The following is a 14,541-nucleotide window of genomic DNA, read 5'->3' as shown; positions in this document are numbered from 1 at the left end:
CACCGTCCGCGTCTGCCCTCGGCAGATCCCGCTTCCCCCGTGCACGGTCCCCGGGGCAGAGTCGCCCCATGAGACTGCTGATACTGGGTGGTACGGAGTTCGCGGGGCGGGCCGTCGTGGAGGCAGCCCTCGGGCGGGGCTGGGACGTCACCGTCTTCCACCGGGGCAGGCACGCGGCCCCGCCGGGTGTCCGCGAAGTGCTGGGCGACCGCACCGCGCCACAGGGTCCAGACGGACCCGGCGGGCTCGGCGGACTGGCTGACGGCGACTGGGACGCCGTCGTCGACACCTGGTCGGCGGCGCCGCGGGCGGTAAGGGACTCGGCGCGGCTGCTGCGGGGCCGCGCCGGGCGGTACGTGTACGTGTCGAGCTGCTCGGTGTACGCCTGGGCCCCGCCCGCAGGGTACACCGAGGACGCGCCGCTCGTCGAGGGCGCCGAGGCCGGCGCGGACCACACCGACTACGCCCGCGACAAACGGGGCGGTGAGCTGGCCGTCGTGGAGTCCTTCGGCGCGGAGCGCTCGCTGCTGGTGCGGGCCGGGCTGCTGCTCGGGCCGTACGAGAACGTCGGCCGCCTGCCCTGGTGGCTGACCCGGATCGCCCGTGGCGGGCCGGTGCTGGCGCCGGGGCCGCGCGAGCTGCCGGTGCAGTTCGTCGACGTCCGTGACCTCGCCGAGTGGATCCTGGACGGGGTGGAGGGGGAGCGCTGCGGCCCGTACAACCTGACCGGTCCCCGCGGGCACACCACCATGGGTGAGCTGCTTGACGCGTGCGTGCGGGTGACCGGCGCCGCGGCCGAACTGCGCTGGACCGCGCCCGAGGTGGTGCTGGGGGCGGGGATCGAGCCGTGGAGCGGGTTGCCGGTGTGGGTGCCACCGGGCAGCGAGCTGCACGACGCCCTGCACAGTGCGGACGTGTCCCGCGCGCTGGCCGCCGGGCTGCGCTGCCGCCCGGCCGGCGAGACCGTGACCGACACCTGGCGCTGGCTGCGGCAGATCGGCGGAACGGCCCCCCACCGCCCGGACCGGCCACCGGTAGGCCTCGACCCGGAAACGGAGCGGAAGGTGTTGGCGGGCGACGGGGTGTAGGCCGGGAGGTGGATTCGTGGGTGAGGGTGTATCTGGGTACACCTCCCGGCCGGGGGGCTCGGACCAGTGACCGTCGTGCTCGGCTCCTCCAGACTGGCGCCATGACCATCGAGACCAGCGACATCCGTGGCGGCACCGAAGGGATCGGGCAGGGGGGCGCGGTCGTGCGGGCCGCGGTGCGCGGGCTGGCGCTGGCCCTCGTGTCCCTGCCGGGCGCGGTGCTCTGCTTCACCCTCTCCCTCGTGTCCATCGCGCTGATACCGATCGGCGTCGGCATCGTCACCACCCCCGGGGTCCTCACCGGCGTGCGGGCGTTCGCGGACTGGCGGCGGGTGCTGGCGGCCGAGTGGGGCGGCGTGCGGATCCCGCCGGCGTACCGGCCGCTGCCGAAGGACGCCAATCCGTGGGCCCGCACCTTCGGGATGCTGGGCGATCCGGCGACCTGGCGGGATCTGCGGTGGCTGCCGGTGGACATGACGGCGGGGTTCGTGACCGCGCTGCTGCCGGCCGCGCTGTTCCTCTATCCGCTGGAGGGGTTCGCCCTCGCGATCGGGCTGTGGCGGGTCTTCCCGGACGGCTACTGGTACGGGTTCGTGCCGGTGACCGGCCAGGCCTCCGCGTTCGGCGCCGCGGCCCTGGCCGCCGTACTGCTGCTGTTCGGACATCACTTCGCGCCCCGCCTGCTGACCGCGCACTTCGCGCTCACCCGGGCCGTCCTCGGCTCCCAGCAGGGCGAACTGGCCGAGCGGGTGCGGGTGCTGACCGAGACCCGGCAGGTCGCCGTGGACTCCTCGGCCGCCGAGCTGCGCCGTATCGAGCGGGATCTGCACGACGGCGCGCAGGCCCGGCTCGTCGCGATGGGCATGGACCTGGGGACCGTCGAGATGCTGCTGGACAAGGACCCGGCCAAGGCGAAGGAGCTGCTCGCCGCGGCCCGCCGGTCCTCCGCCGAAGCCCTGGCGGAGCTGCGCGACCTGGTGTGCGGCATCCATCCGCCGGTGCTCGCCGAGAGGGGGCTCGGGGACGCGGTGCGGGCGCTGGCACTGCGGCTGCCGGTCGCCACGGAGGTCACGGTGGAACTGGAGGGGCGCGCGCAGCCACCGGTGGAGTCGGCGGCGTACTTCGCCGTCAGCGAGGTGCTCACCAACGCCGTCAAGCACGCGGACGCCGACCGGATCTGGATCGACGTGCACCACGCCGACGGGATGCTGCGGATCGCGGTGACCGACAACGGCAAGGGCGGCGCGGTGATCGGGGCGGGTTCGGGGCTGGCGGGTGTGGAGCGGCGGCTCGGTACATTCGACGGCGTCCTGGCCGTCAGCTCTCCGGCGGGCGGCCCCACCATGGTCACCCTGGAGCTCCCGTGCGCGTTGTCCTAGCCGAAGACCTGTTCCTGCTGCGCGACGGGCTGGTCCGGCTGCTCGAGGCCTACGACTTCGAGATCGCGGCGGCCGTGGAGAGCGGGCCCGAGCTGGACCGGGCGCTGGCCGAGCTGAAGCCGGACGTGGCGGTGGTGGACGTCCGGCTGCCGCCCACGCTCACCGACGAGGGCCTGCAGTGCGCGCTGCGGGCCCGCCGGGACCGGCCCGGGCTGCCGGTGCTGGTGCTCTCGCAGCACGTGGAGCAGCTGTACGCCCGCGAGCTGCTCGCCGACGGCAGCGGCGGGGTGGGCTACCTCCTGAAGGACCGGGTGTTCGACGCGGACCAGTTCGTGGACGCCGTACGACGGGTCGCGGCGGGCGGCACGGCGATGGACCCGCAGGTCATCCAGCAGTTGCTGGCCCGGCGGGCGGCCGACGACCGGCCGCTCGGCCGGCTGACGCCGCGCGAGCGGGAGGTGCTGGAGCTGATGGCGCAGGGCCGGTCCAACGCGGCGATCGCCGCGCATCTGGTGGTGACGGAACGGGCGATCGCCAAGCACACCTCCAACATCTTCGCCAAACTGGGCCTGGAGGTGTCGGACGACGACAACCGCCGCGTGCTGGCGGTTCTCGCGTATCTCGACCACGGTCACTGAAAGCGGACGCGCTCATTCACTCGCCGTGGACGGCCGACAACTCCTGGTTCTCCACGGGCCGTTGGCTGCACGGAGTCCTCACGAACTTCTCAACTATTTCCGGGACGGCTGAACACCCGTGGGACGCGCCGCGTATCTGAGGGAGCCGCTTCACTCCTGTCGGGCGCCTCGATGCTGCCCCGCAAGGAAGTCAGAGGAGTTCCATGGGACGCAACACACGAAAACGCCGTACGCCGCTGGCCACCAAGGCCATTGCCGCATCGGCGGCCCTAGCGCTCGGTGGGGGCGGGCTTGTCTGGGCCAACTTCTATGCCTCGGCCCACGAGGACGACGGCTGGTCGAACCGGACGAAGGCGACCGCGGCCCAGGTGGCCACGATCGACTGCCCCGACGTCGGCCAGGAGATCTCCGAGGTGCCGGACCAGGCCCGTGGGGAGGTGGACGGCGAACTCGCGACGCTCGACCAGCAGATCACCGAGGCCTACCAGCGGCTCGCGGCCACGCGGGACGCGCAGGTGAGGGACGGGAGCTACGTCCAGAACACCATCCTCGGCCCGCTCAAGGACCGGCGGCAGGTGATCATCGACCGCATCCAGCTGGAGATCAACCGGGCCGGTGGCAGCGCCTCCGAGCAGCTGGACAACCTGTCCCCCTGCACCGGAAAGCCCGCCGAGACCACCGACGGCCAGCAGGGTGACGGTCAGCAGGGCGACGGCCAGAACGGCGACGGCCAGCAGGACGGCGGGGATCAGAACGGCGACGGCCAGCAGGACGGCGACCAGAACGGCGACGGCCAGCAGGACGGCGGGGACCAGGACCAGGGCGGCGACGGCCAGGAAGGCGACGGCCAGCAGGGCAACGGCGGCCAGGCCGGCAACGGTCCGGTGGCCGCGGACTTCCAGGACATCACCACCGTCCAGCCGAACTCCCGCAACCTTCCGAACGGGCTCGCCGCGAACGGCAGGGGCGGTTCGAGGGGCAGCTTCACCACGAAGTGCGGCACGAACTCGAACGACAACCACAACACCGACAACGTGATCGTCGCCCCGGGTGTCACCAACGGCGCCCACCACCTGCACGACTACGTCGGCAACCAGAACAACGACGCGTTCGCGAGCGACGAGGACCTGGCGGCGGCCGACACCACCTGCCAGAACCAGGGCGACAGGTCGTCGTACTTCTGGCCGGTGCTGCGTCTGCAGGACGGTTCGCAGGACTTCGACCAGAACGACGCCGGCGGCGGCACCGAGGGCAACGTGGGCCAGATCCTGGAGCCCAAGGCCGCCGAGCTCAAGTTCGTCGGCAACAGGACCAGCCGGGTCGTCGCGATGCCGCGGGCCCTGCGCATCATCACCGGTGACGCCAAGGCCTTCGTCAACGGCCTCGCGAACGCCAACACCGCCTGGACCTGCACCGGCTTCGAGGACCGCCAGCTGACGGACAAGTACCCGCTCTGCCCCGACGGCAGCGACGTGGTGCGGCTGTCCAAGTTCCAGAGCTGCTGGGACGGCCAGAACATCGACAGCGCCAACCACCGCACGCACGTGGCGTTCGTCCAGGGCAACGGGGCCTGCCCGAACGGCTTCCAGGCGATCCCCCAGCTCCAGGTCCGCCTGGTGTACGAGGTTCCGACGCCGACCATCGAGAACGGGGTGGTTCAGAACCCCTTCGCGGTGGACACCTTCCCGGAGCAGTTGCACAAGCCGATCACCGACCACAACGACTTCATCAACTTCTTCTCCCAGAGGACGATGAGCAAGATGGTCAACTGCATCAACAGCGGCCGTAAGTGCCAGTGACGCGCCGGTAGCACCACGGGAACCGGCGGCGGGAATGTCCCGCCGCCGGTTTCCGTGTGTGCGAAAGGTCAGTGACCGGCGTGCGTGGCCCCGCCGGACTTCTCGTGCACGGAGTGGTCGGTGCCCTCCTCGATGTCCCCGCCGAGTGTGGACTGCAACGCCCGCACCACCGGGGTGTCACCCACGGCGACCCACTTGCGGCCGACCAGGTAGTGACCGCCGTAGTCCTTCGCCCCATTGATCCACTCCCGCTGACCCCGGTCCGTGGCGAAGGTCGCGAGGACGAACTTGCCGTCGGTGTTCTTGCAGATGGCCTGCCGGATCTCGTCCGCGTCGGTCTGCATGTTCGGGTCGCATTTCACCTCCGCGGCGAGCTGCTCCAGGCTGCCGGTCGCCGTCTCCGGTACGGCCGCCTGGTCGCCGTCGGAGCCGCAGCCCGCCAGCGCCAGCGCGGCACCGCTCAGGGCCAGCATCGGTCGGGTCAGCCTCATCTGTTCCTCCGGTCGGTCTTGGAGCGGACGCACCTGCGCCTCAGTTCGATACGGCTGCGGCGGGCGCTGTGCTCAATGAGGCCGCCCTACCCGTTCGTCAACCCGCGGAGCCCACTCACCTGTGTGGCGGTGACCAACCGTCGATTCGCTCGTTCTGCTGAACGTGCAGTCACAGGATGTCGCCCCGCACCCCACGTCTTCCGCTTCCGACCCGGTCGTCGACGTCGAGCAGGCCGAGGCCGCGCTCGTCGAGCACTATCCGCGGCTGGTCCGTCTCGCCTACCTGGTGCTGCCGCCCGCCCTGGGCCGCAACCGGCGGGTGCTCACCGCGCACGCCCTCACCCAGCGCGCGCTGCCCCGCGGCCGCGCCGCGGCGTCGGTCATCCCGGCCCAGTCCACCGGCCGCGACGGCGATCCGGGCTACGCCTTCGTCCGGCTCCAGGTGCTGCGTACGGCACTGGAGGCGGGCCTGCCGCTGCGGCGCAAGGCGTGGCCCAAGCGGTCGCAGCTGCCGCCGCTGCTCCCCCAGGTGTGGGGCCTGCGGCTGTTCCCGCGCTCGGGCGGCGCCGACGAACTCGCGCTGGACCAGCACCTGTCCGCGCTCTCCGCGGCCGCCCGCGCCGCCTACGTCCTGCGCGGCCTGGAACGGCTCCCCGACAGCGACGTCCACCACATCCTGCGCACGGCGGGTGTCGCCGACCCGGACGCCGCGCTCCAGGAGGCCGACGGCGTCCCCGTGCAGTACACGCTGCTCGACTCCCCCGAGTTCGACCCCTGCTCGCTGCAGGCCCGGCCCACCGATCTGATGCGCCGCCGCCAGCATCTGAAGGCCGCGCTCGCCGCCGCCGCGGCCGTCGCCGTGTGCGGGGCACTGCTCGCACTGCCGGGCGACGGCTGGGGCCCGGACGGTGCCGCCGCTCCGCCGTACGCGCAGAACCCTGCGGCCCAGGCCGCCCTCGACCCCGGCAGGCTGCTGAAGGTCTCCCCCGTCGCCTGGCGGTCCGCCACCCGCGCGGACTTCTCCGTCTGGCCCGCCCGCGGTGATCTCACCACCGACAGCACGCTGCTGCGCCGGGCGCTCGCCGTCTGGGCCCGCCCCGGCGAGACGGTCCAGGTCTCGGCGACCCCCGGCACCCCGTCCGGCGGTCCGGCCGGACCGCCGCAGCTGCTGTACGCCGGGCACGTCGACAACGCCCGCGTGGTGATCTTCTACGACGGTCTGCGCATCGCCCGCTACGCCGAGCCGAAGGACGGCACGGCGGGCGCCGCCCTCGACTTCGCCCGTGCCGACGGCGCGAGCCGGGTGGAGGCGAGCGCGGTGGTGCTGAACCGGACCGACGGCAACGTCCGCTACCTGACGGCGCCGTGGGTGAGCAAGGCGGCCGAGCGGGACCTGATGAAGCCGGCCGCCGGCGCCATGGACCTCGCCGTCTCGGGCGGCATGACCGCACCGCTGGCCAGCCCCGCCACCCAGTCCGGCACCTGCACCTCCTGGAACGTCCTCCAGGTCACCGACGACTCCGGCACGCGGCTGATGACCGACCTCGGCGAACTGGTCCCGGCCCGCCTCACCAACGGCCGCCCGGGCGCGCCGCACGACGCGGCGGGTGCGGAGGCGCTGCGCAGCTGGGCGCCGCTCGGCTGCTCGCTGGGCGGCCTGCGCGGACAGGGCGTACGGTCGGTGAACGCCTGGCAGTACGCCGAGCAGCCGCTGCCCGACGCGAGCGGCACGGCCGCGTGGGTGTGCACGCGCGGGGAGACCTGGCGGGGCGGCGGCGAGCGGGTGCTGGCGCAGTTCCACACACCGGGCGGGACGTACGGGGCGGTGGCCGCGAAGGCCGAGAACGTGGCGGCGTGCGGGGCCCGCGATCCGCAGGTGCTGGCCGGAGTGCTGTGGAAGTCCGAGGCCGGGTCCTGGTACCTGCTGGCGGCGGGCAGCCGGGACACCGCGTCGATCAGTGCCACGGGCGGAGTGCGGCAGACCGCCCAGGGCAACCTCCTGGCCGCGAAGGCGAAGCAGGGCGCCGAGGCAGGTCTGAAGGGGACCCTGACCGACGGCCGGACGATCAACGGCCTTCGCTAGCTGACACGGGCGTCAACAAGTCGCCCGCCCCGTGGAGTCCGAGCGGGTCCCGCTCAAGGCGCGGAACGTGTCCTTCTCCTGGGAGGACACGCCGGGGGCGTCGTACAACTGCGGCTCGAAGGGCACGACTTGCCGCGCCGGGGCCCGGGGCGCATCTGGACCTGGTGCTGCCGTCGGGGCTGGTGCGGCAGCACTCCCCCTGTGCGGGGACCCGGAGGACACCTCGTCGCACCCCGTCGCCACCCGGCTGGTGGCGGCGGGTGCTGGAGGGCGAGGTCGACCACCGGGACGAGTCGCTGACCGACGGGGAGCGGGGCGACTTGATGCCGATCTGGGCGCCGGGGGCACGAAGTGAGAGACTTGTGCTGAATATGTGAACGGTTCGGCAGGGCACTTGGATCAGTCCTGTCCGTTCGAGGCCGGATCCGATCGGTAAGGTGTCCGTATGTCTACCGGGGTTCGCCGCAGGATGGGTGTCGAGGAGCGGCGGCAGCAGTTGATCGGCGTCGCCCTCGAACTGTTCAGCCGCCGCTCGCCCGACGAGGTCTCCATCGACGAGATAGCGTCCGCCGCGGGCATCTCGCGCCCGCTGGTCTACCACTACTTCCCCGGGAAACTCAGCCTCTACGAGGCCGCGTTGCAGCGGGCGGCGGACGATCTGGCGGGCCGGTTCGTCGAACCGCACGAGGGTCCCCTCGGTGCCCGGCTGCGGCGGGTGATGCACCGCTTCTTCGACTTCGTGGACGACCACGGCCCCGGTTTCTCGGCGTTGATGCGGGGCGGCCCGGCGGGCGGCTCGTCGCGGACCAACGCGCTCATCGACGCGGTGCGGCAGGCGGCGTACGAGCAGATCATGTCGCATCTGGGCGTCACGGACCCGCCCGCGCGGCTGGAACTGGTCGTTCGCTCCTGGATCTCGCTGGCCGAGTCCACGGCGCTGATCTGGCTGGACGGCCGGCGCATTCCGCGCGAGGAGCTGGAGTCCCAGCTCGTCAACGACTTCGCCGCGCTGGCCGCGGTGAGCGCGACCTATGACGAGGAGACGGCGACGCTGATCCGCCAGGTCCTGAAGAACGAGCCGATGGACGGCCCCTTCACCGACCTGGCCGCCCGCCTGATCGCCCTGGCCTCCTAGCTCTCGAACTTGCGGTACGAAGGGTCGAGGTCGCGTACCTCGGCGGAGGCGTGCAGGGTGCGGCTCGCGGCCGGCTTCACGTGCTGCCGCAGGAGTTCCAGTACGGCCTCGGTCAGCCGCGCCTTGGTGTCGTCGCTGCGGCCGGCCAGCAGTCCGACCGTGACGTGCACGACGGCGTGCCCCTCGGTTTCGTCCCCGACCGTGGTGACCTCGGTCGGGCGGAACTGCGTCTTGCACGCCGGCGGCTTCGCGGCGGCGATCTCCACTACCGCGGTGTGCAGGGCCCGCGCGAACGCGGGCCGGTCGAAGTCGTCCGCCAGGCTCGCGGAGTGGTCGACGGTGATCTGCGGCATGGGTGCTCCTGTTCTGCGTGGGACAGGAGCACCCTAGCCGCAGCGTCGCGTCAGCCCGTCCGGGTGAAGACGGCCACCGTCCGGCCCGGTACGGCGAACGTGCCGCCGTCGGGCTCGTACGACGCTCCCCTGACCACCGCGTCGGCGCCCTCGGCCTGCACCGGGTGCAGTCGGTAGCCGCTCCCGGCGAGCGCGGCGATGCGCTGCTCCTGGCGCTGCGGCGTCGCGTTGAACACGACGACCAGGTCGCCGAGGAGCATGGTGATCACGCCGGGCGTCTCGCCGGTGCCGGACAGCGGGAAGGAGAGCTGCTCCTGGACCTCCCCGGCCGTGCGGAGGGAGAAGGCCCGCTCCGTCGTACGGATCCTCAGCAGATCCCGGTACGCCGCCGAGGCCCCCTCGATCTGGGCGCACCCGACGCCGACCGAGCCCAGCAGCGGCTTGGCGTACGGCCACTTCGGCGCGTTGTCGGCGGCCGGCGGCAGCCCGCGGCCGAAGCCGTTGCCGTCGGCGCAGTTCCAGTGGATGGCGTTGAACCAGTCACCGCTGTCGTAGGAGTTGCGGTCCAGCGACTTGGAACGCAGCAGGTCGGTGCCCGCCTGGGAGAGGGACGGGCCCTGCGAGAGGGTGGCCGTGGCCATGGCGAGGACCTGCATCCGGGCCCGGTCGGCCGCGCCGGTGCCGGCCGGCAGCTTGAAGGCGAGCGCGTCGAACAGGGTTTCGTTGTCGTGGGCGTCCGCGTAGGCGAGGGCATCGCCGGGTGCCGCCGCGTATCCGGCGGGCCGGCCGTTGTAGTCCACCTCGGAGCCCTTGACCTGCCTGCCGCTGGTGTCGGTGAAGCGGTACCCGGCGAGATTGCCGGCGAGCCCGACCTTGATGAGGTCCTGGTAGTGCAGGAGGCGGGCCTTCTGCTCGGCCGGAGTGCCGTTGCTTGCGGAGGAGTTGGGCTCCGTGTAGAGACCGGACGCGAAGCCCTGGACGCCGGGGTCCTCGTCGAAGGGGCCGCCGCCGCGGACGGCGTCACGGGCCCGGTCGGAGAAGGTGGCGATCCCGGTGCCGGCCATGTTCTCCTGCGTGGCCTGCTCGAAGCGGGCGTCGTCGGCGATCTCCCCGAAGTTCCAGCCCTCGCCGTACAGGATGATCTTCTTGCCGTCGACGCCGTCCTTCTCCGGCGTCAGCGCGTCGAGGGCCTTGCGGACGGCGAGGATGTTGGCCTTCGGGTGGTGGCCCATGAGGTCGAAGCGGAAGCCGTCCACCTTGTACTGCTTGGCCCAGGTGACGATCGAGTCGACGACCAGCTTTCCCATCATGGCGTTCTCGGGGGCGGTGTTGGCGCAGCAGGTGCTGTTCGCGACCGAGCCGTCCGCGAGGAGCCGCTGGTAGTAGCCGGGCACGATCCGGTCGAGGACCGAGGTGCCGGCCTGGCCACTGGCGGCCGTGTGGTTGTAGACGACGTCCATGACGACCCGCAGGCCGTCGTCGTTGAGCGCCTTGACCATCCTGCGGAACTCGACGGTACGGGCCGTGCCGTCCGGGTCGGTGGCGTAGGAGCCCTCCGGGACCGTGTAGTGGAGGGGATCGTAGCCCCAGTTGTAGGCGTCCTTCGCGGCGATCGCGGCGACGCACTCCTGCTGCCGCTCGGAGTCCGCCGGGAACGAGGCGAGGTCGCATTCGACGCTCGCCTGGTCGGACTTCTTCTCGGGGATGGTGGCGATGTCGAAGGCGGGCAGGAGGTGGACGTACGAGGTGCCGGACTCGGCGAGGCGGCGCAGGTGCCTGCTGCCGTCGCTCGACTTGTCGGTGAAGGCGAGATAGGTGCCGCGGTGCCCGGCCGTCCTGTCCTCGACGGAGAAGTCCCGGATGTGCAGCTCCTGGATCTGCGCGTCCCTCAGCGGGACGGCCTCGGGCTTGCGCAGTGCCGTCCACCCGGCGGGCGTGAGGGAACGGTCGCCGAGGTCGGCGAGCAGGCTGCGCCGGGAGTCGGCGGTGAGGGCGAGCGAGTAGGGGTCGGTGACCTTGTTGGTGACGATTTCGCGGACGCTGGGGGCCCAGACCTTCACGACGTAGCGGTAGGGCTTGTTCTTCCAGGACGCGGCACCGGTGACGGACCAGACGCCGGTGGTGGCGTCGCGCCGCATCGGCTTGAGCGAGCCGTCCAGTTCGAGGGAGACGGTCTGCGCCGTGGGCGCCCAGACGGACAGCGTCGGCCGGCCCTTGTGGAACGTCGGGCCGAGCGTCGCCTTCGTCGCGTCGTACAGATCGTCGAGCACACCGGCGATCTGGACGCCGGTGGCGGCGAGCACGGCGCCGTTCGCGGCGCGCTGGGCGGCGACGAGCTGGCCGCGCAGGGCGTCACGGACCCGGTCGCGGTCCCGTGGGTCGACGGACCAGGCCGTGTGGTCCTTCAGATGGGGGAACTTCGCCTTCTGGGCGTCGGTGAGGGCGGTCCTGGACAACCGGAGCCACTGCGCGTCGCCACTGAGCGTGCCGTTCTCCGCCTTGATCGCACCGTCGCGCGAGAAGAGCAGCTGGGTCGACGCGGCCGCGTCGGAGCCGTTCCAGACGACCGTGTTCCGGTCGATCCAGATCGCCTTGGACGTCGTCAGGTCGAGCGCGGCGGCGCTGCCCGCCGGCTGCGGCAGCAGGTACTTCTCCCGGCCGTTCAAGAGCCACACCTCGTGGCCGTTCGCCTTGAGGTCCAGCGACTGGTCGGTGGGGAGGTCCTTCTCGTCGCCCTTGTGGATGATGTAGCTGAGGCTGGTGGCACCCTCGGTGAGCGGTACCTCGAAGACCGCGCCATAGGAGTCAGTCTTCACCGGCATCAGGGGCTTCGACCAGTCGGTGGGCTGTGCGGCGCCCGTCCAGACGTGCAGTCCCCAGCCGTCGTAGGCGCCGTCGGCGCGGTGGTAGTGGAGCACCGCCTTGGACTTGTCCTGGGCCGGGTACTCCGGACGCTCGGTGCGGACGGTCTCCTTGCCCTGCTCGATCCAGACCTCGCCGGTCTTGGTCAGGTCGATGGTGCGGTCGGCGGCGACGTCCTTGTCGCCGTCCTTGTCGATGACGAGGAAGCCGACGCTGGAGGCGCCGGGCTTGAGCTTGACGTAGGCGAAGGCACCGTAGGCGTCGCGGCCGGTGAAGGGGTGGCTGTCCGGCCAGGTGGTCGACTCGCCGTCGGCGAGGTCGCCCCAGGCGTACAGGCCCCAGTCGGCGTAGTTCCCGTCGGGGCGGTTGTAGTGGACGATCGCGTGGTCGCGCGAGGTGGCGGCGGGGGGCTGCTCGGTGGCCGGGGTGCCGGTGGTGCCGGTCGCCGTGGCGCTCGCCGTGCGGCCCTTGGAGTCGACGACGACCGCCTTGTAGCGCAGGGCGGTGCCGGGTTCGACGTCCTTGCCGATCGTGTGGGTGACCTTGTAGGGGGCGTGGTCGGCGGAGCCGAGGGTGCGCCACTTGCCGTTGCCGGTCTGGGCGGCGAAGACGACGCGGTTGCGGGCGCCGCCGTCGACGCCGGCGGTGAGCTCGACGGTGCCGGTGGCGCCGGGGGGCGGGGCCTGAAGGGTGATCGCCGGTTCGGTGGCGGGGGCGGCGGGCCGGCCGGCCGCCTTCAGGACGATCGCCGAACCGGGCGGGACGGTGACGGTGAGCTTTCCGTCGGCGCCCGCCTCGACGGAGGCCCTGGTGCCGTGGAGTGCGACGAACGTGGTGGCCGGGGTGTCGGTCGGGAAGGTGGCGGTCTTCGCCTCGTCGGCGTTGTTGAAGGCGACGACGTACTCCGTGCCGCTCTTCGCGTCCGTGCGGGAGACGGCGTAGACGCCGGGGCCGTCGGCCGCGTAGCGCTCGGTCTGGACGCCGTCGGCGAGGGCGGGGTGGGCCTTGCGGAGCCCCGCGAGAGCACTGATCTGCCGGTAGAGCGGTGCTCCGGCGTCGTAGGCGTCGTCGGCGTGCGTACGGTCCGTGCCGAGCTGGTCGTCGTCGAGGTAGTCGGCGGTGGTGGAGGCGAACATCGTCTGGCGGGCGTCCTTGTCGCCGCCCGCGCCGGTGAAGCCCTGCTCGTCGCCGTAGTAGATCACCGGGTTGCCACGGCTGAGGAACATCAGCTCGTTGGCGAGCCTGGCCTTCCGCACCAGCTCGGCGTCGGTCGCGTCCGGGTCGTCCTGCTTCAGGAACGTGCCGATGCGGCCCATGTCATGGTTGCCGAGGAAGGTGACCTGCTCGTAGGCGTTGGCCGTGCCGGTCGTGTACTTGTAGTCGTCACCGAAGACCGAGGCGAGCCGCTTCGCGCTGCCGCCCTGGGAGGCGTAGGCGCGGGCCGCGTCCTGGAAGGGGAAGTCGAGCGTGGAGTCGAGGCGGCCCTGGGTGACGTACGGCGAGGTCACCGACGTGTCGGCCGAGTAGACCTCGCCGAACATGAAGAAGTCGTCGCGTCCCCGCTGGGCCGCGTAGGAGTCGAGGGCGGTGGCCCACTGGGTCCAGAACTCCATGTTGACGTGCTTCACGGTGTCGATCCGGAAGCCGTCGATGTCGAAGTCCCGCACCCAGCGCTGGTAGATCCTCTCCATGCCCTCGACGACCTCGGGACGCTCCGTCCACAGGTCGTCCAGGCCCACGAAGTCGCCGTAGGTGGCGGACTCGCCGGCCCACGTGGAGTCACCGCGGTTGTGGTACATGGCCGGGTCGTTGAGCCAGGACGGGACCTTCACGTTCCGCTTGGCGCCGGGGACGACGGGTGTGCGGGGGAAGGAGTCCCGGTCGACGGCGGGGAAGTCCCGCTTACCGTCGGCATGGTCGGCGTCGTCGAAGGGCCTGCCGTCCTTGGTGAGGTACGGGAAGGCGCCCTTGGAGAGATAGTCGTAGGACTTCTCCTCGTGGTCGACGACGTCGGCGGTGTGGTTGGTGATGACGTCGAAGAAGACCTTCATGCCCTTGGCGTGGGCCTTGTCGATCAGGGTTTCGAGGTCCTCGTTGCTGCCGAAGTGCGGGTCGACCTGGGTGAAGTCGGTGATCCAGTAACCGTGGTAACCGGCGGAGGCGTTGCTGCCCTCGCCCTGCACCGGCTGGTTCTTGAAGATCGGGGCCAGCCAGATGGCGGTGGTGCCGAGGTCCTTGATGTAGTCGAGCTTGCGGGTCAGGCCCTTGAGGTCGCCGCCCTGGTAGAAGCCCTTGTCGGTGGGGTCGTAGCCGGTCGTGAGGCGTGAACCGGTCAGTCCGCCCCGGTCGTTGCCCTTGTCCCCGTTGGCGAAACGGTCCGGCAGCACGAAGTAGAACTGCTCGCGGGTGAGGTCGTGCCGGGCGGGCTCGGCGGCGAGCCTCGCGTCCGACGGCGGTGGGGGCGGGGTGGCCGCCCGGGCGGCGAGGGGCTGGACGAGCGCTGCGGCGAGCGCGGCCACGGTGACGGCCACGACCCGTCCGGCATGGGCGGTACGGCGCCTGCGGGGCGCCGGCCAACTCGATATCACGAGCGTGAACTCCTTGGGATGGCGGCTCTGTTGGGTCCGACCCCTGCGCCGCGGCACGGCATCGTCGCCGGGCGCCCGGCGCGACCGTATCGCTCACGAAAGGTTTACAGCAAGAGTGTTGAAAC

Annotated in this window: 9 protein-coding genes and 1 pseudogene; 7 read left to right on the top strand and 3 right to left on the bottom strand. The window is 71.7% G+C overall.

Going from position 1 to position 14,541, the window contains the following annotated elements; genetic code table 11:
* The first annotated feature begins 68 nt into the window (after positions 1–68).
* The 4 genes from ACFV6X_RS13755 (at position 69) to ACFV6X_RS13740 (ending at position 4,904) form a co-directional block, all read left to right on the top strand.
* Complete coding sequence (locus ACFV6X_RS13755; protein WP_385382183.1) at positions 69–1,088, top strand: NAD-dependent epimerase/dehydratase family protein; 1,020 nt, start codon at positions 69–71, stop codon at positions 1,086–1,088.
* Between the two features lie 101 nt (positions 1,089–1,189).
* Positions 1,190–2,467 (top strand): sensor histidine kinase, encoded by a 1,278-nt coding sequence (locus tag ACFV6X_RS13750; protein WP_385382181.1) that lies wholly within the window; start codon positions 1,190–1,192, stop codon positions 2,465–2,467.
* Positions 2,452–3,105 (top strand): LuxR C-terminal-related transcriptional regulator, encoded by a 654-nt coding sequence (locus tag ACFV6X_RS13745; protein ID WP_385382178.1) that lies wholly within the window; start codon positions 2,452–2,454, stop codon positions 3,103–3,105. Before ACFV6X_RS13750 ends, ACFV6X_RS13745 begins: the two co-directional genes overlap by 16 nt.
* Positions 3,106–3,308: 203 nt before the next feature.
* Positions 3,309–4,904: a DUF1996 domain-containing protein gene (locus ACFV6X_RS13740; protein WP_385382175.1), complete on the top strand. Its 1,596-nt coding sequence runs from the start codon at positions 3,309–3,311 to the stop codon at positions 4,902–4,904.
* 68 nt (positions 4,905–4,972) lie between these two features.
* On the opposite strand, the gene ACFV6X_RS13735 is transcribed toward ACFV6X_RS13740, so the two are convergent.
* Complete coding sequence (locus tag ACFV6X_RS13735; protein WP_385382172.1) at positions 4,973–5,395, bottom strand: hypothetical protein; 423 nt, start codon at positions 5,393–5,395, stop codon at positions 4,973–4,975.
* 163 nt (positions 5,396–5,558) lie between these two features.
* Here ACFV6X_RS13735 and ACFV6X_RS13730 point away from each other — a divergent pair, with 163 nt between their 5' ends.
* The 3 genes and pseudogenes from ACFV6X_RS13730 to ACFV6X_RS13720 all read left to right on the top strand — a co-directional run bounded on the left by ACFV6X_RS13730 (position 5,559) and on the right by ACFV6X_RS13720 (position 8,613).
* Positions 5,559–7,478, top strand: coding sequence for a hypothetical protein (locus ACFV6X_RS13730; RefSeq protein WP_385382169.1), 1,920 nt, complete (start codon positions 5,559–5,561; stop codon positions 7,476–7,478).
* Positions 7,479–7,568: 90 nt separating this feature from the next.
* Positions 7,569–7,749 (top strand): annotated as a pseudogene (locus ACFV6X_RS13725) (oxidoreductase); the annotation flags it as partial.
* A 174-nt stretch (positions 7,750–7,923) separates the two neighbouring features.
* Positions 7,924–8,613, top strand: a complete 690-nt coding sequence (locus ACFV6X_RS13720; RefSeq protein ID WP_385382166.1) for a TetR/AcrR family transcriptional regulator — start codon at positions 7,924–7,926, stop codon at positions 8,611–8,613.
* Here ACFV6X_RS13720 and ACFV6X_RS13715 read toward each other — a convergent pair.
* Entirely contained in the window at positions 8,610–8,966 is a 357-nt protein-coding gene (locus ACFV6X_RS13715; protein WP_385382163.1) for a 5-carboxymethyl-2-hydroxymuconate Delta-isomerase, read from the bottom strand. The two genes, ACFV6X_RS13720 and ACFV6X_RS13715, sit on opposite strands and share 4 nt — an antisense overlap.
* A 50-nt stretch (positions 8,967–9,016) precedes the next feature.
* Positions 9,017–14,416: a pullulanase-type alpha-1,6-glucosidase gene (pulA, locus tag ACFV6X_RS13710; protein ID WP_385382160.1), complete on the bottom strand. Its 5,400-nt coding sequence runs from the start codon at positions 14,414–14,416 to the stop codon at positions 9,017–9,019.
* Positions 14,417–14,541: the final 125 nt, after the last annotated feature.

The organism is Streptomyces sp. NPDC059861 (assembly GCF_042731435.1).
GTDB lineage: Bacteria > Actinomycetota > Actinomycetes > Streptomycetales > Streptomycetaceae > Streptomyces.
Note: the sequence above shows the minus strand (reverse complement) of the source record. Positions and strands in the feature narration are given on the sequence as shown.